The 15,557-nt window shown below is 64.9% G+C and carries 15 protein-coding genes; 4 read left to right on the forward strand and 11 right to left on the reverse strand.

Going from position 1 to position 15,557, the window contains the following annotated elements; all coding sequences use genetic code 11:
• Positions 1 to 61: 61 nt before the first annotated feature.
• The 5 genes from API01S_RS21485 to API01S_RS21505 form a co-directional block, all read right to left on the reverse strand.
• Positions 62 to 1,078 (reverse strand): efflux RND transporter periplasmic adaptor subunit, encoded by a 1,017-nt coding sequence (locus API01S_RS21485; protein ID WP_061306099.1) that lies wholly within the window; start codon positions 1,076 to 1,078, stop codon positions 62 to 64.
• A 21-nt stretch (positions 1,079 to 1,099) separates the two neighbouring features.
• Positions 1,100 to 2,701 carry a TolC family protein gene (locus tag API01S_RS21490; protein WP_254598418.1) on the reverse strand — a complete coding sequence of 534 codons (1,602 nt, stop codon included), beginning with the start codon at positions 2,699 to 2,701 and terminating at the stop codon, positions 1,100 to 1,102.
• 391 nt (positions 2,702 to 3,092) lie between these two features.
• Entirely contained in the window at positions 3,093 to 4,607 is a 1,515-nt protein-coding gene (locus tag API01S_RS21495; RefSeq protein WP_061306101.1) for an acyl-CoA synthetase family protein, read from the reverse strand.
• Positions 4,608 to 4,730: 123 nt separating this feature from the next.
• Complete coding sequence (locus API01S_RS21500; RefSeq protein WP_061306102.1) at positions 4,731 to 5,363, reverse strand: NrsF family protein; 633 nt, start codon at positions 5,361 to 5,363, stop codon at positions 4,731 to 4,733.
• Complete coding sequence (locus API01S_RS21505; RefSeq protein WP_061306103.1) at positions 5,363 to 5,944, reverse strand: sigma-70 family RNA polymerase sigma factor; 582 nt, start codon at positions 5,942 to 5,944, stop codon at positions 5,363 to 5,365. Before API01S_RS21505 ends, API01S_RS21500 begins: the two co-directional genes overlap by 1 nt.
• A 476-nt stretch (positions 5,945 to 6,420) precedes the next feature.
• Here API01S_RS21505 and API01S_RS21510 point away from each other — a divergent pair, with 476 nt between their 5' ends.
• Together API01S_RS21510 and lhpI are read left to right on the forward strand one after the other, a co-directional pair.
• Positions 6,421 to 7,380: an EAL domain-containing protein gene (locus API01S_RS21510; RefSeq protein ID WP_167351731.1), complete on the forward strand. Its 960-nt coding sequence runs from the start codon at positions 6,421 to 6,423 to the stop codon at positions 7,378 to 7,380.
• An 84-nt stretch (positions 7,381 to 7,464) separates the two neighbouring features.
• Positions 7,465 to 8,400 (forward strand): bifunctional Delta(1)-pyrroline-2-carboxylate/Delta(1)-piperideine-2-carboxylate reductase, encoded by a 936-nt coding sequence (gene lhpI / locus API01S_RS21515; RefSeq protein ID WP_039883771.1) that lies wholly within the window; start codon positions 7,465 to 7,467, stop codon positions 8,398 to 8,400.
• A 24-nt stretch (positions 8,401 to 8,424) separates the two neighbouring features.
• Here lhpI and API01S_RS21520 read toward each other — a convergent pair whose 3' ends face one another.
• A complete protein-coding gene (locus tag API01S_RS21520) occupies positions 8,425 to 9,372 on the reverse strand; it encodes a LysR family transcriptional regulator (protein ID WP_061306105.1) in 948 nt (315 codons plus the stop codon).
• 98 nt (positions 9,373 to 9,470) lie between these two features.
• Here API01S_RS21520 and API01S_RS21525 point away from each other — a divergent pair, with 98 nt between their 5' ends.
• Positions 9,471 to 10,685, forward strand: coding sequence for an MFS transporter (locus API01S_RS21525; RefSeq protein WP_061306106.1), 1,215 nt, complete (start codon positions 9,471 to 9,473; stop codon positions 10,683 to 10,685).
• On the opposite strand, the gene API01S_RS21530 is transcribed toward API01S_RS21525, so the two are convergent.
• Together API01S_RS21530 and API01S_RS21535 are read right to left on the reverse strand one after the other, a co-directional pair.
• On the reverse strand, positions 10,669 to 11,562 hold the full coding sequence (locus API01S_RS21530) for a DUF4261 domain-containing protein (protein ID WP_006216935.1): 894 nt from the start codon (positions 11,560 to 11,562) through the stop codon (positions 10,669 to 10,671). The genes API01S_RS21525 and API01S_RS21530 overlap by 17 nt on opposite strands.
• A 97-nt stretch (positions 11,563 to 11,659) precedes the next feature.
• Positions 11,660 to 12,562: a LysR substrate-binding domain-containing protein gene (locus API01S_RS21535; RefSeq protein WP_061306107.1), complete on the reverse strand. Its 903-nt coding sequence runs from the start codon at positions 12,560 to 12,562 to the stop codon at positions 11,660 to 11,662.
• 124 nt (positions 12,563 to 12,686) lie between these two features.
• Here API01S_RS21535 and dkgB point away from each other — a divergent pair, with 124 nt between their 5' ends.
• A complete protein-coding gene (gene dkgB / locus API01S_RS21540; protein ID WP_061306108.1) occupies positions 12,687 to 13,490 on the forward strand; it encodes a 2,5-didehydrogluconate reductase DkgB in 804 nt (267 codons plus the stop codon).
• A gap of 11 nt (positions 13,491 to 13,501) precedes the next feature.
• Here the strand turns inward: dkgB and API01S_RS21545 are convergent, their stop codons facing one another.
• Genes API01S_RS21545 through API01S_RS21555 form a run of 3 tightly spaced genes read right to left on the reverse strand, consistent with a single transcriptional unit; the run spans position 13,502 to position 15,341 of the window.
• Complete coding sequence (locus API01S_RS21545) at positions 13,502 to 14,152, reverse strand: DUF799 domain-containing protein (RefSeq protein ID WP_061306109.1); 651 nt, start codon at positions 14,150 to 14,152, stop codon at positions 13,502 to 13,504.
• Entirely contained in the window at positions 14,152 to 14,652 is a 501-nt protein-coding gene (locus tag API01S_RS21550) for a DUF4810 domain-containing protein (RefSeq protein WP_050728204.1), read from the reverse strand. Before API01S_RS21550 ends, API01S_RS21545 begins: the two co-directional genes overlap by 1 nt.
• Positions 14,653 to 14,663: 11 nt before the next feature.
• The gene (locus API01S_RS21555; RefSeq protein WP_039882617.1) at positions 14,664 to 15,341 is read right to left on the reverse strand and encodes a CsgG/HfaB family protein; all 678 of its coding nucleotides are present in this window, start codon (positions 15,339 to 15,341) and stop codon (positions 14,664 to 14,666) included.
• Between the last annotated feature and the right edge of the window lie 216 nt (positions 15,342 to 15,557).

A 15,557-nucleotide genomic window follows, 5' to 3' on the forward strand; every position in this document is an offset into this window, starting at 1 on the left:
CCGCAATCGCCGGGGCGTCAGCGCGGCGATATCGCCATGCGTCCGCGTCCCGACATCCACATCACCGCGCCGGGCCGTTCAAGGGCCGATCAACGGTCTTGGAAATACTGAACAGGGGCGAGGCCGTTGACGATCCCACGCGCATGGACGTCATCGACGCGCCATCGACTGACGCCGACGGGATGGGCGTGACGGCGGGCGGCTGTCCTTCGCTGCCGGTCGGCACGCGATAGATCGCCTGCACAGGCGTCTTCGCCATCGCGCCAGGCTCGGGCGTGGAGGCCAGCGGGCTGGCGGCCGGCGCGGCGGCCAGACCTTCCAGCGTGGCGCGGCCGCTCATGCCTGGCCGCACGCTTGCAGGCGCCTTGTCCACGCGCGCCACCACCTTGATCGTCTGGCTGACCGCGTCCACGGCGGCGGACACGCGCGTCACCTTGGCGGGCAGCACGTCGCCGGTCTCATCGACGATGAAGTCCAGGCTGGAGCCTTCCTTCAACCACGCGAGCCACTTGGACGGCACCACCATGTGCAATTCCAAGGGGCCGTCGCTGACGATCGAGATCAGCTTTTCGTTGGGCGGCGGCGTTTCGTCCAGGCGCGCCAGCGTTTCCACCACGGCGCCGGCATACGGCGCCACGACCTTGCAATCGACCATGCGCTGCTGGATGGCGTCGGCCTGCGCCTGGCGCTCTTGCTGCTTGAAGCGAGCGATGTCGGCGTCGGCGCGGCCCGTGGCCGCCATGCGCAGCAGTTCCGACTGCACCTTCGCGTTGCGCGCTTCGGCAGCAGCCCCGGCGCGCGCGGCGCGCAGCTCGGCTTCCATGCGACGGCAATCGAAAGCGACCAGCACGTCGCCCTGCTTGAAACGTTCGCCTTCGCGCAGCGGCATGCTCAGGATTTTTTCCGAGACGGACGATGACAGCGTGGCCTCGGCCGTGGCGCGCAGCACGCCGCGAGCCGTGCCGCCGTCCGCGGGCGGATCGGCGCCCCAGGCCGTGGCGCAGGCCAGCAACAGCGGCGTCAGCCAGACACGGCGGGTCCAGCCCGCCCGAAGCGCAAGACTTGTTTGCTTGTTCATGATGGATCCCGCCAGGGTGGGTTAGCGTGTGGGCGCGACGGCTGCCATGCGGGCGTCCGTCTCGTTGCTGGCAAAGCCGCTGCGCGCCGTCCACATGTCGCGCAGCTTGGTCGCCAGTGTGGACACCGGATCGGAGGTGCTCATCGTCGTATCGACCGGGTCGATGCCGAGCGAGGAGAAGACGTTGGCATAGGCGTTTTGCAGATCCGCCAGCGCCAGGTCGTAGCGCACGCGCGCGACCAGGGTGTTCATCTGCTCTCTGATCAAGGTCTGCCGGCTGAGTTTCTCCGCCTTGTAGCCCGAATCGATCTGCCCTTCGATGCGCGTCTGCACGTCATAGAAGCGCTGCGCCGTGTCCAGCTCGTCCTGGCGCAACGCGTAACGCGCGCGGCTGACTTCGACCTGCGTGGCCACGGCGGTGGTCAGCGCCAGTTGGCGCTGGTCCAGCAGATCGCCCTCGGCCTTGATCTGCGCCTTTTCGGCGGGCAGGCGGAAAACGTTCAGCAGGTTCCAGCTGGCGACCGCGCCCCAACCGATCCAGTTGCTGTTGTAGAGCAGGTCATTGGTGCTGGCGTTCAGTCCGCCAAACAACTTCAGGCTGGGCAGCGCGCGCAGCAAGGCGGCGGTGTTTTCCTGATCGTTGGCGCGCAACTGATACGCCACTTCGCGCAGCTCAGGCCGGTTCTCGATAGCCACTTGCAGCCACGCGGCCGGATCATCTGCGATGCCGGGCAGCACCAGCGGCTTGTTGTTCTCTATGGCTGGCGGCATGGCGATGGTGTATTGCGTGTTGGGCGGCAGATTCATCAAGGCCGCCAACTGCTGCTTGGCCACGCCCAGCTCACGTCCCAGCGCCTGCACGTCGCGGCGGATGCCGAGCATTTCGCGTTGATAGCTCAAGGGTGCAAGCGGCGCGGTCAGGCCTTGCTTGTCCTGCTCGGCGGCCAGGTCCAGCGCGGTCTGCGTGGCCGCCTCCAGCTCGCGGATCTTGCCCAGCAGCCGCTCGGCGCTTACGGCGCGCCAATAGGCGGTGCGCACGTCTTCGATCAACCGGTTCATGACCTTGCGCTTACGCTCTTCGGCCATGTTGATCTGATCGGCCGCTTGTTTGGCGCGCACGTACGACAGGCCGAAATCCAGCACGTCCCAACTGAGCTGCAAGCTGCTTTGCAGCACGTTCTTGTCGGACGAGGTGGAAGGCTCCAAAGACTGCTGCCCGGTCAGCAGCGATTGGCTCGTGCCGCCCGAATAATTGTTGCGGCCGGAGTAGTCCAGCGACGCCACGAACTTGGGCAGCATGTCGTAGCGCTTGACGTCCAGCTGACGCTGCGCGAGCGCCACGCCCATCATTTCAACGCGCACATCCAGGTTGTATTTGATGGCGCGGGCCATGGCTTCATACAGATCCACCGGAGCCGTGATGGGTTCCTGCTCGGCCGTCGATCGGGCAATCAGGTCCGTGGCGCGGTCGCGGTTCTCTGCGGCTTCGAACTGCTTGGGCTGAATGGAACAGCCGGCCAGCAATGCCGCCGACACGCAAGCGGCCATGGCGCTCAACCGGACTTTGCTGTCTATCCTGGGCCGGCGGGTGCCGCCGATGCAGTGTCTTACGATGGTGCTCATGTTCTTACCCTTGTCGCGCACGATCGCGTGCGTCCCTGACTGAATCCGCCTGGGTCACGGCAACCTGATCGCCGTGTCCACTCGCCTGGTTGAACTTCCCGATCCGTAAAAATCACTCGTATGGAATCGCCTCGGAAACATCTGCACGAGCGGCCCATAGCTGTAAATACGAACGGCGACTGCAACCGGTTACGGCCTCAATAGTTAAGGACGGTAAATTAAGGAAATAACTTTGAGGGAATCGCCACGGTTTCCCGCTTGATCGCTACGTTCGGGAAATTAAGACAGTCGAAGAACGCAACAAGACAACGCCCTCACGCAACAATCTTGCGATGTTGGGCAGTGCATCAGGGAAGAAAACGGCGCATGCCGCTCGCACTTGACCGGCCGGTCACGCGTCGGAAATCAACGCATCGTGTCGAGCGTCTTCGGCAATGGCTTCGTTGAATTCATGATCGTGCAGGCGCAGGATCATCGAACGGCGGGGTCGGCCACGCGAGGTGGCCAAGCCGGACACGAGCGAGAATGGCGCCTTCGCCAAGGTCCAGCGCACCAGCTTGGAACGCTTGTCCAGGCGCGCATTGCAGCGGTCGACGGCGGCCTGGATTTCGTCGTCGGACACGCTGGTCCCGATCAGCCACAACACCGCGCAGCAGCCGACACGCGGCTTGAGAAACACGACAGCCCGCACGAATAGCGACGTGTCCATCAACGCCCGCTCGGCGTTCGCCTGGACGGGGCCGATGCTGGAGGCCGAGACGATGGACGTGCCCGCGCGGTCCAGCAGCGTGACGTATCCGTCGGCGTCGATCTCGCCGTGCCGGCCCGTATCCAGCCACTGGCCGACGTAGGGTTCCTCATCGACATAGCCCAGGAACCCGGAGCCCGCGATCTCAAGGTCTCCGCCTGCGGACACGCGCATCCGCAGGTGCGGCAAGGTCTTGCCGGCCGAGCCGCCGTGGCGTACGCCGTCGGTGTTCATCGCAACGACCGAGCCGGCCTGCGGCACGGCGAACGTGGGCACCACGGGCAGGCCCGCCGCCTCGAACAGGCGACGCAGGCCCAGTTCCTGCACCGGACCATCGACCAGCGCGCAACGCAGGGTTACGGGCGCGCGGGCGCGGCGGTCCTGTAGAAAAGTGGCGTAGTCCACCAGCGCCTGCGGCGTGGCCAAAAAGCTTTGCGCGCCGTGGTGTTCGAGCTCGTCGTGCAGGACCAGCGGGTCGACGCCCATCGCGTCCAGTCCAAGATGGCAGGCTGGCAAGGCGACGCAGCTTGCTCCCGAGATCAAACTTGCATAGACCCCGGTCACGCACTCTTGCAACGTTGCCAGCGGCCGCGTCATCAGGTGCCGCTTGATGCCCCGGTCGGCCAGCACATCGGCCACTGAACGGGCGGCCGACAGCAGCGCCGGCGCGCTCAGGCAGATGCCCTTGCCGATGTTGTCGCTGTCCGTGTCGAACACGATCTTCGCGGTGCCCGGGGGCAACGTGCGCGGCGGTGGCTCGGCCTGGCGGATGAACACGCCATCGCCGCCCGGCAAGGAGACCGCTTGCAGCAGCCCAAGTCGGACCAGGCGCGCCGCCATGACGCTGGGCGCGATCACCGTATCGACGGCGCATCGCTCCAGCACGCGCGTCAACACGCGATCCGTCGCAAGCAGCGGCAAGGGCACGTGCGCCACCTCGGCCATCAGCGCCGCCACATCATCGACGACGGTCCAGGGCGAATTGTCCTGCATGGTCAGCAGCACCTTGACCGATAAGTTCTTGTATAGGGCGCTGCGCTCCTGCACCTGGGTGCAGAACGCACCGTAAGACAGCGTCGCCCGTCCCCCAATCACCGCGGGCCGATAGGTGCTTGCCGCAAGTCGGGTCAATACATCGAACAATTCTTGGGCGGTCATGGGAAGCTCGCTAGCGCCGGCATGTCTTCTTATTCGACGGGACGAGCCGTTTCGTTACCGAGCCTGCAAACAACAACGGACCCGAGAGGGTCCGTGATGACATGGGCGAGGTGCGCCTCGCGCTTACCAGCGCAGTATGCGGGGCCCCAGCAGCATGCCAAGCAAGCCACTCAATGCGATTCCCAACGTGTACCAAATGGCCACGAATAGCGGTGAATCATCAGGGCCGACAATGCAATAACCCAGGGCGCCTTGCGCGCCGGCGAAGATCCCGGCGGCAAAGCCAGCCAGCCGCAGCCGGGTGGGCGCCATCGAACGCAACATCCACAACGCGGCCGCCAATGCGGGCAAGGAGAACAGCAGGATCGACAAGGAGCACATCAACCAGGTGTGGCCCCGCAGCAGGTCGTCGTATTGATCGGAGGATGCAGCCGTCAGGTCGGAAACACCGAATCCCGCCATTACCAACACTACGAGCAGCAAGCCCCACAGGGATGCTCTGACATCGGATAGCGGCCGAGCCAATTGCTTGAGCAGGACCCAGCCAAAGGTCAGCACCGACATCGCGTAGACCAGCTTGGACCAACGCACGAACGAGGGCAGCGAGCCGGACGCCATGCCGTTGGCGACGAGGCCCATGCCCAGGCTGGCGGCCAGCCCGGCGAGCAAGGCGGCGCGGAACTTCAAGGACATATTGAATGCCGGCGCGGGGCCGGCGCCGGTGGCGAGAAAATCGATGAAGTCCTCTGTTTTCACTATATGACCACCTTCACGAGCAGGCTCAATTTTTTTAATCCGCGATGCACCTGAACCCTGATGGCGCCCTCGGTCATTCCACTCCGCGTGGCCGCTTCCGCCACGCTCAATCCTTCCAGCTTCGTCAATTCAATGGCCCGTCGCTGCGCGTCCGGTAATACTGCCAACAGGCGGGCCAGATCTACATGCGATGACGTTTCCTCAGGCTCGCCTGCAAGAAGCAATTCATCGATGTCATCAATCGAATCGTTAAGGGCACCATAGCGCCGATTTCTACGCCAAAAGTCAATCAGCTTGTGACGAGAGATTGCATACACCCATGCTGACAGCGGCTGGGCCGGGTCATAGCTGGCGCGTTGCAGGTGCAAGGCCAGCAAGCATTCCTGGACCAGGTCTTCGACATCGTCCTGCCAACCGCCCATGCGCCGACGCAGATAGGCGCGAAGCAGCCTTGCGATACGGCCCAATACGTCCCGATAGGCGCCCTCATCCCCCGCCTGGGCCTGTAGCCACAGCGCCCTGAGTTCGGATTCCACGGTACCCAGACGGGCGGAAAATTCTCTTGGCATGTCGTTCGCCATTCAGGTCAGCGGCCTTGCCGCAAAGACAGCATCTCGGGGGCTGAACCTTGCTGCGGAGTATACGCGTGGGAAAACACACAGATACATAAATTTTCGGGATACCTATAACCGATTGTTGCGGGCCTGCCGACGCTCGCAAATGTACGTCCAAATCAAATGCAAATTAACGTCAAGGCTGCAACAAGCGAGCCTTTCGATGCGAATTAGTTAGAGCGCGTTCACCTGTTTTCGCACAGTGGTTCAACGTGTCCGGATGGTCACCCCGCGCATGCCGGTCGGCGGTTCAAGAATTTCATTGCTTCGTCTCTCCGCCGCGTTCGTTGCTCTTCTTTTTCGTTGGCTCCATGACAATATCTCACCGGTTTATGCGCCCTTGCCTGCCGTACTTCTTATTGCTTGTGCTGGCAGGCGCTGTGCTGGGCGTTGCCGTGGGCGCATACAGCCCCGCGCCGCGCGCGCTTTTCAGCGAAGCAGCCATGCATCCCGCAGGCGATATCGTGGTGCCCGCGCTGGCGGGCGCGTTTGGCGGCATGCTGCTCAGTCTGCTGCTGTACCGCTGGTCCAGCGGTGCGCCCGGCGTGCGACGCCGGATCAAGCGCGCTATGCGGCGTGGCCATATCCACGTCGTGTACCAACCCCTGGTGGACATGTCATCGGGCCGTACGGTCGGGGTCGAGGCGCTGGCGCGCTGGACGCATGAGACCTGGGGCGCGGTCCCGCCCGAAACGTTTTTTGCGTGGGCCGAAGCGACCGGCCTGGGACGCGCGCTGACCCGGCACATCGTGCGCGCCACCTTGACCGACCTGCAAGCCGCGCTGCGCGAAGCGGGCGGATTCTATTGCAGCATCAACGTGACGCCCCGCGATATCGAGGATCTGTCCTTCGCCGATTTCATGCAGGAGATCACGCGCGAATTCGGCGTGTCTCCCGACAGGATCGTGCTTGAGATCACCGAGTCGCTGGCGTTCGTGGTGGATGATCCGCGCACGCTGATCGCGCGCTACCTGCAAGCGGGCTTTCGCGTGGTCATCGACGACTTCGGCACCGGCTACGCCAACCTGAGCAACCTGCTTACGTGGGGCGTCAGCGGCCTGAAGCTGGACCGCTCGATGATCCGCTGGGTCAGCGCGAACGATTGGGCGGCCACCGTGCTGGACTCGGTCTTCGACATGACGCGACGCTTGAATATCTACGTCATCGTCGAAGGCATCGAGACCGAAGAGCAGGCGCGCTATGTCTTGCAGCGCGCACCCGAAGCGACCGGTCAGGGCTGGCTGTATGGGCGCCCGTGCCGCGCGGAACTGCTGCCCGCGCTGGCCCCTCGCGCAAGCCTCGCCCCCGCCGCCGCGCCGTTGGTGGCCGGCTTCTGTCCGGCGGCGCTTGCCGCCGCTGCGAATCATCGCGCATCCACGGGCCAGATCGCCGGATCGGCATAGGCCGTGCCTCTTCATCGCGCGCCGCGCGCGCTGCTAGACTGCTTGCTGCCCTTTCAGATCGATCAATTCTTCAGGCAGCCCTTCATGCGCTTTATCGACACCGACCAAACCCGCGCCGCTCTGTCCTTCGAGGCCGTCATCGACGCCTTGCGCGCGGCTTTCCGCGAGGGCGCCACCGTCCCCGCGCGCCACGTCCACGCGATCCAATCCGGCACGGCCCACGGCACGACGCTGATCATGCCGGCCTGGAGCGATCGCGGTTACTTCGGCGTGAAGATCATCAACATCTTTCCCGACAACACGCATCTGGGCTTGCCGGGGTTGCACGCCACCTACAACCTTTACAGCGCCACGACCGGCGTACCCGTCGCCCAGGTGGACGGCGACGTCATCACCGTTTTCCGCACGGCGGGCGCGGCAGCGCTGGGCGCCGACTATCTGGCCAGGAAGGACGCCAGCAACTTGCTGATCGTCGGTTCCGGCCGCATCGCGGGTCTGGTGGCCCAAGCCATGCGGCAAGTGCGGCCGATCCAGCGCGTGGTGGTGTGGAACGTGCGCGAGGCCGGCGCCCAGGCACTGGCGGCAAGCCTGCGTGAACAAGGCTTCGACGCCGAAGCCACGACCGACCTGGAAGCCGCCGCGCGCCAGGCCGACATCATCAGCTGCGCCACGCTATCGACCGTGCCCTTGATACGCGGAGAATGGCTGCGGCCGGGCGTCCACCTGGACCTGATCGGCAGCTTCAAACCCGAGATGCGCGAGACGGACCCGGCCTGCTTTGACGGTGCGACCGTCTACGTGGATACCGACGAAGCGCCCACCAAGTCCGGCGACCTGCTGGCCGCCTTCGAGGCCGGCGTGCTGACGCGCGAGGCCATCCAGGGCGACCTGCATCAATTGACCACAGGCCAGCGCCCGGGGCGACGCAACGATGAAGAGATCACGGTATTCAAGGCCGTGGGCAGCGCGCTGGAAGACTTGACGCTGGCGACGCTGGTGTACGAAGCGGCAAGCGCCTGACGCGTTGCCGCCTCGCTTTTGAGTTCAGCCGCCGCCCAACTCCACCGGCAGATGTTCGCGCATGATCTCGATGAATCGACGCAAACGCGCCGGCTGGAAGCGCGACGGTGCGTACACGAGGAACACCGGCAGCGGATCCGCGCGCCATTCGGGCGCCACGTGTACCAGCCGGCCAGCGGCCAGATCCTCTTGCATGGCCCAGGCCGAACCCAGCCCCACGCCCAGGCCCAGCACGGCGGCCTTGCGCAAGGCTTGCAGGCCGTCGGTCGACAGACGCGGCTGGATACCGAAGCGCTCCGTGTCGCCCGTCGCGCAATGCGTCAGGCTGACCTCGGTGCGATAGAACGTGCGCAGCGCCAGCCAGGGCAGGCGCGCCAGCTCTTCGGGGTGCTGCGGCACGGGTGCGCCCTGCAACAGCTCGGGTGACGCAATCACGATGCGGGGCACGACGCCCAGCTTGATCGCGATCACGGACGGGTCGGTCACCGCGCCGACGCGGATGGCGCAATCGACGTTCTCGGCGATCAGGTCGGGCATGCGGTCATGCAGCAGCCACTCGACGCGCATGTTCGGATACTTCCGCAGATAGCAGGCAAGCGGCAGGACGAACTGATCCTGGCCGAACGCGTGCGGCGCCACCACCCGCAACGTCCCGATGGGCTCGTCGCCCGCGCCGCGCACCTCGCTTTCGAACGATTGCCAGGTGGCGATCAGATCCTTGGCGCGCTCATAACAGCGCTGGCCGTCTTCGGTCAGCCGGATGGCGTGCGTGGATCGCTGCAAGAGCCGCACCCCCATCGTGCGCTCAAGCAATTGCAGGCGGCGGCTGACGGTGGGTTGCGTGCCGCCCAGTTGCGCGGCGGCGGCCGACAGGCTGCCTGCCTCGACGATGCGCACGAACGTTTCGATCAGCAGCAGGCGGTCGGTGGCGGCAGCGGTGGCGGCGGCGGAGGTGCGGGCTGAGGTGGTCATACGCCAATCGTATAACCGATGTACCCGCAAGTCGGCTACCAAAAGAGGGGGCCGGCGCACAGAATCTGCTCCGTACAAGATCTTTCGGACACCCCATCATGTCATCCCACACTTCCACCACCGCCTTGTCGCGCGGCCTCGTCTTTCTTCTGGCGATAGGCGCCGGCCTGTCCGTCGCCTCCCTGTATTACAGCCAGCCGATGCTGGGCGTGCTGGGCGCGGACATCCACGCCAGCGCCGAAACGCTGGGCTGGATTCCCACCCTGACGCAGCTGGGCTATGCCTTCGGGATCCTGATGCTGGCCCCGCTGGGCGACCGCCATGACAGAAAGCGCATCATCCTCATCAAGGCTGCCGTTCTGAGTCTGGCGCTGCTGGCCGCTGCCGTCGCGCCGTCCATCGGCGTGCTGCTGGCCGCCAGTTTCGTGGTGGGCCTGTCAGCCACGCTGGCGCAGGACATCGTGCCCGCCGCCGCGCACCTGGCGCCCGTCGAGCAACGCGGCAAGATCGTCGGCACGGTCATGACCGGCCTGTTGCTGGGCATCCTGTTGTCGCGCGTGGTCAGCGGTTTCGTGGCCGAGCAATTTGGCTGGCGCGCCATGTTCGTGGCCGCCGCCGTCACCATCGTGGCGCTGGGCGCTGCGCTGTGGCGCGGCCTGCCGCGCTTCGTGCCGACCGCGCAACTGTCCTACGCCGCGCTGCTGGGTTCGCTGGCGACGCTGTGGCGCCAACACCCCAGCCTGCGCCGCGCCGCCACCGCGCAGGGCCTGCTGTCGCTGGGTTTCAGCGCGTTCTGGTCGACCCTGGCGGTGATGCTGCATGGCGCCCCCTTCCATCTGGGCGCAGGCGCGGCCGGGGCGTTCGGCCTGGCCGGCGCGGCGGGTGCGTTGGCCGCGCCGCTGGCCGGCCGCGTGGCCGACACGCGTGGCCCCCTGGCGGTGGCCAGCCTGGGCGCGGGACTGACGATGGTGTCGTTCGCCGCCATGATCTTCCTGCCCTTTCTGTCGCCGCATGCCGCGCTCTGGTTAATCGGGGGCAGCGCCATCGGCTTCGACCTGGGCATCCAGACCTCGCTGATCGCGCATCAAAGCATCGTCTATGGCATTGACCCGGCCGCCCGCAGCCGCCTGAACGCCATCCTGATGACGGGTGTGTTCGTCGGCATGGCAGCTGGCGGCGCACTGGGCAGCCTGGCGTTGGCGCACTGGGGCTGGACCGGCGTGACGCTGGTGGCGGCAGGCGCGGCGGCGCTGGCGCTGGGCCTGCGGGTGTGGCCCGCGTCCGGCAGCCGTGCGGTTATTGCGGCGCGTTGATCTCGTCCGCCGTGATGATCTCGGCGACCAGCACCTGCGCGGGGCCGTCCAGGAAATACTCTTCCCGGGCGGGCTCGCGCAGCTTCATATAGGCGTTCTCGCCAATCTGCATGGTGTGCCCGGCGGCCAGTTCCGCGCCGCTCTCCAGCATGTATCCCATGATGTTGTTGAACATGTTCGAGTAATACTCGCCTTCATCATGGCTGCGGGCCAGCGCCGCGAAGTCGGGCAAGCCGAACACGTCGGCGCCATAGGTGCGCATCCACACCCCGTCCACGCCATCGACTTCATACTTCACAAAGCCGCAATACAGCATGTTCAGCGGCAGCGCGCGCAGCAGTTCCAGGCTTTCCTCGCCCAGCGACTCGGCATCGAATACGCCGGCCGGCAGCGACGTGTGCGCGTGCTCGTTCAACACGGCCATCGCGCCAAATCCCGTCAACGCGCCCGCCACGGCGGCCAGCGCGACGTACTGCTCCAGCGGGTCGGTGGCCTCGCCCCCGTAGTACAGGATGATGTGGCTGGTGTGCGCGCGCACTTCGTCCTTGACCGTCGCCGGGTAATGCGACGTCGCCACGCACACTTCCAGCGAATCCTTCGGGTAAGGCGCGTTAAAGCCCACGAGCCGCACTACATGTTCACCCCAGCCTGCCAGGCCCAGCACCTCTTGCATGTCGGGCGCGATTTCAGCGCGCGCCTCGCTCATCGAGGGATGGTAGGCGCGCAGCGCATCGGTGAAGCCGTCCTCATCGAGCGCCAGAGGCTGCGCGAACAGCACTTGCAGGCTCAGCGGGTTTTCGATGTCGGGATTGGCTGCCAGCGCGCGCGCGTCGGTGGACTCTTCCTTGCGGCCGAAGAAGCGGGAGAAGATGCTCATGGGAATAAGGGCGATCAAGAATCAAAACGGGGGCAGTATAAGGTTGCCCCCGGCGCGACTGACGACGATGTCTCCATTGGACACATCTCTCACCGAGCTACTCCTCGAATCCTTGCGGCCCGACGTGTTCCACCAGGTAGTCGATGAACGATTTGATGCGCGACGAGATCGCGGTGTTGCGGTAGTACACCGCGTTGATCGGCTGTTTGACGTCCTGGGTCTGCCGGACCAGCACCTGATGCAACGTGCCCGACCTGCGGTCGCCGCGCGTCATGAAGTCCGACAGGCAGACGATGCCGCCATCGTTCAGCGCCAACTGCCGCAGCGTCTCGCCACTGTGCGCGCGCACGCCGGGCTTGACGTGCAGGGCCTGGCCGTCGGCATCGAGCAGCGGCCATTCGTTCAGCGATTCCAGCTGGCTGAATCCCAGCAGCGTGTGCCGCGCCAGGTCCGCCACCCGCTTGGGCACGCCATGTTGCGCCAGGTAGGCCGGACTGGCCAGCACGCGCACGCGGCTATGGCCCACCGGCACCGCGTGCAGCGACGAATCCTTCAGCCGTCCGATGCGGATGGCGAGGTCTGTCCGACGCTCCAGCAGATCGATATTGCCTTCGTTGCTGTTCAGTTCCAGTTCGACCTGCGGGTAGCGTTTGCGATAGCCGGGCACGAGCGGCGCGATCACGTGCAGCATGAATGGCGAGGCCGCGTCCACGCGCAGCAACCCTGCGGGCTGATTGCGCCGCACGTTCATCAGGTCTTCGGTTTCTTCGACCGCCGCCACGATGCGGCGCACTTGCTCAAGATAGGCGCGGCCTTCTTCGGTCAGCGCCAGCCTGCGCGTGGTCCGGCGCATCAAGGTGGTTTGCAGCTTTTCTTCCAGCCGGCTCATCGTGCGGCTGGTGGCGGAGATGGTCTGGCCCAGCACGTCGGCGGCAGCGGTGATGGAACCGCTGTCCACCACGGCGATAAAGACCTGCATTTCGTCGAGTGTGGTTTTCATATTTGACGTTATATCAAAAGTATTTCGCCGATATAGGGCTTTTTTAGCAAGTATCCGGCGGGCACACTGACTGCATTCCCGGGCCATTGCCGCCCGGTTCTTCATCCCGCTTTCGGAGTTTTACATGAGCATTCCCCGTTTTGGCGTCGGCACGTTCCGGCTGCAAGACCAGGTCGTCATCGATTCGGTGCGCAACGCGCTGGAACTGGGCTACCGCGCCATCGACACCGCACAAATTTACGAGAACGAGGCACAAGTCGGCCAGGCCATCGCCGAATCGGGCGTGCCGCGCGACGAGTTGTTCATCACCACCAAGATCTGGGTGCCCAACTATGGCCGCGAGAAGCTCGCGCCCAGCCTCAGGGACAGCCTGGCCAAGCTGCGCACCGACTACGTGGACCTGACGTTGATCCACTGGCCCGCGCCGGACAACGGCGTGTCCGTCGATGAATTCATGACTGCACTGGCCGACGCGCGCGAACAAGGCCTGACGCGCCAGATCGGCATTTCGAACTTTCCCATCGCGCAGACCCGGGCCGCGATCGCCGCCGTGGGCCGCGACGCCATCGCCACCAACCAGATCGAACTGAGCCCGTATCTGCAAAACGCCGCGCTGACCGCCTTCCTGAAGGAACAGGGCATCCACGTCACGTCCTACATGACGCTGGCGTATGGCCGGGTGCTCAAGGACCCGGTGATCCAGCAGATCGCCGCGCGCCATCAGGCCACGCCCGCGCAGGTAGCGCTGGCCTGGGCGATGCAGCTGGGCTATTCCGTGATTCCGTCATCGACGCGGCGCGAAAACCTGGCCAGCAATCTGTTGGCCCAGCAGCTGCGCCTGAGCGACGAGGACATGGCGCAGATCGCGGCGCTGGAAAGAAATGGCCGCGAAGTCAGCCCGGAAGGACTGGCCGCGGCCTGGGATTGAAGACGCGCCGCTTATTGCGTGTCGTATCGCGGTGAACGCGGCCCGTACAGGATGCCGCCGGGCTGGCCGGCACTGAGCAGCATGTTGTTCGTCATGCCGGCGACGCCGTAGCTGCGATCGGACAGCGTGTTGACGATCTGGTCCACCACGGCCTGGACCAGCATGCCGATCAGCCCACCGCTGCTGTTGCTGGCCTGCACCACCTGCTTGGAGCCGGTCCACAGCTTGGCGCCGTTGCGCAGGTCGATCAGTTCGGCGTCGATCGCCACCGTGACGTTGCTGGACAGCACGGCATAGCTCGATCCGTACTGTTTGACCGTCATATACAACGCGGCGTCGGCGCCGAAGATCTCACGCAGCTTGGCGCCCGGCAAGCCGTGGATCTCGTCCGGGGAATTCAAGCCGTTCTGCCTGAAGGTTTCGTCCATGACGCCGACGGGAATCACGTAGTAGCCGGACTCTGCCAGCGGCCGCGTGGCCTGCGACAACACGGCCGCCGTGGCCGCCACATCCACGGACGTGTTCAGCGGCGGCAGCACCAGGATCGACGCGGGCTTGCTTTCGCGGAACGCGGTGTAGTCCACATGCTGCTGCGGCGCGACGCAACCTGCCAGCATGGCGACGGCGGCCAGCAGGCCGGTGCGGAACAATCGAGTCTTCATCACGATCCTTTCTTCTCGGCGGCAGCGTCGACGGACGCCGGGGACGGGGCGGCGGGCGCGTTGGCCGCCTGCGGCTGCGCGGCCGTGGCCAGCGCGGGCTTGCCGACGTTGCGCATCAGAAAGTCCATGAACGGCGCGGATTCCGGGAACGCCACCTTCTCGCCTTGCAGCTGTTCCACGCCCTTGTCACCGTCGCCCATCTTCAGGTACAGCATGCCCAGATGCGCGCGGAACCCCGGCGGCAACTCGACATTGGCCGCACGGGCGGTCTCGATATTCTTTTCCAACGCCTGCGCCTGCACGGCGCTATCCGAGCCGTCTTCCTTCAGATAGGCATAGACGGACGGCTGATAGGCCTGCCAGCTGTACATGGGTTTGGGCTGCTGCACGCATGCGCTGAGCAGGCCCACGGTGGCGGCTACCGCCAAACCGCGTCCGGCGCGCGCAAGCGTCGCCGGGCGACGAATCGCCGGGCGACGAATCGCCTGTAGGTTCAACATGGAAGCTCTCCTTAATTGGCGGAAGGCTGCCAGGCGCCTTGTTCGATACCTTCGACCAAGCGGTCGACCGCCTCGCGGATGGCCAGGTCCAGCACCTTGCCGTTCAAGGTCGAGTCATAGCTGGCGGTGCCGCCAAAGCCGATGACTTCGCGGTTGGACAGGCTGTACTCGCCCGCGCCGGATGCCGAATACACCACTTCGGAACTCGACACGTCCACCACGTTCAGATCGACCTTGGCATAGGCGACCTGTTCCTTGCCGCGCCCCAGGATGCCGAACAATTGCTGGTCGCCCGTGACCTTGCGTCCGAAAGCGGTGACATCGCCGGTGACCACATAGCGCGCGCCCTTGATCTGGCTGGCCTTCTTGTTGAACCCGGCTTCCTGGGCGATTTCGGAGAGGTTGTCGCGGTCCATCACCTGGAACCGACCGCTGCGTTGCAGATGGCTGATCACAATGGTCTTGGCCTGGCCACCCAGACGGTCGACGCCGTCCGAGAACACGCCGCGCAGATAATTGGTGCGGTTATCGAATTTGCCAACCGAGATCGGGCTGCGCACGCCTTGATAGGGCTTGCTGGCCGCCTGCACGGCCGGAACCGCCAACGCCTGCGAGCGCTCGGTGGCGCAACCGGAAATTGCCGTGGCCAACACGGCCAACGCACCCATCTTCACGACTTTGTTCAACATCTCTTTCTCCTGCTCCCTCACCGCGCCGGCGGTGGCAAAGCATCTAATCGTTATTGAATCGAGCGCGCATTATAAGCAAATGAATATTTTTGAAACAATTGGAAATATCACCCGGTGGACCGCGACACGCGCTATTCAGCCGAAACGATTTAAAAAGTCCCCTATTCGTGGCGCGCAAAAAATAAAGCGCGCTGACGATTCATGGATCCCCGCGCG

The organism is Achromobacter piechaudii NBRC 102461 (assembly GCF_001571245.1).
Lineage (GTDB): Bacteria > Pseudomonadota > Gammaproteobacteria > Burkholderiales > Burkholderiaceae_B > Achromobacter > Achromobacter piechaudii.

Excerpts from the sequence above, each read along its gene's own strand:
- API01S_RS21530 (WP_006216935.1), bottom strand. The coding sequence starts at position 11,562 with ATGAGCATCTTCTCCCGCTTCTTCGGCCGCAAGGAAGAGTCCACCGAC.
- API01S_RS21505 (WP_061306103.1), bottom strand. The coding sequence starts at position 5,944 with ATGGCGAACGACATGCCAAGAGAATTTTCCGCCCGTCTGGGTACCGTG.
- API01S_RS21485 (WP_061306099.1), bottom strand. The coding sequence starts at position 1,078 with ATGAACAAGCAAACAAGTCTTGCGCTTCGGGCGGGCTGGACCCGCCGT.
- API01S_RS21490 (WP_254598418.1), bottom strand. The coding sequence starts at position 2,701 with ATGAGCACCATCGTAAGACACTGCATCGGCGGCACCCGCCGGCCCAGG.
- API01S_RS21555 (WP_039882617.1), bottom strand. The coding sequence starts at position 15,341 with ATGTTGAACAAAGTCGTGAAGATGGGTGCGTTGGCCGTGTTGGCCACG.
- API01S_RS21495 (WP_061306101.1), bottom strand. The coding sequence starts at position 4,607 with ATGACCGCCCAAGAATTGTTCGATGTATTGACCCGACTTGCGGCAAGC.
- API01S_RS21520 (WP_061306105.1), bottom strand. The coding sequence starts at position 9,372 with ATGACCACCTCAGCCCGCACCTCCGCCGCCGCCACCGCTGCCGCCACC.
- API01S_RS21550 (WP_050728204.1), bottom strand. The coding sequence starts at position 14,652 with ATGTTGAACCTACAGGCGATTCGTCGCCCGGCGATTCGTCGCCCGGCG.
- API01S_RS21510 (WP_167351731.1), top strand. The coding sequence starts at position 6,421 with ATGCATCCCGCAGGCGATATCGTGGTGCCCGCGCTGGCGGGCGCGTTT.
- API01S_RS21535 (WP_061306107.1), bottom strand. The coding sequence starts at position 12,562 with ATGAAAACCACACTCGACGAAATGCAGGTCTTTATCGCCGTGGTGGAC.
- API01S_RS21525 (WP_061306106.1), top strand. The coding sequence starts at position 9,471 with ATGTCATCCCACACTTCCACCACCGCCTTGTCGCGCGGCCTCGTCTTT.
- dkgB (WP_061306108.1), top strand. The coding sequence starts at position 12,687 with ATGAGCATTCCCCGTTTTGGCGTCGGCACGTTCCGGCTGCAAGACCAG.
- lhpI (WP_039883771.1), top strand. The coding sequence starts at position 7,465 with ATGCGCTTTATCGACACCGACCAAACCCGCGCCGCTCTGTCCTTCGAG.
- API01S_RS21545 (WP_061306109.1), bottom strand. The coding sequence starts at position 14,152 with ATGAAGACTCGATTGTTCCGCACCGGCCTGCTGGCCGCCGTCGCCATG.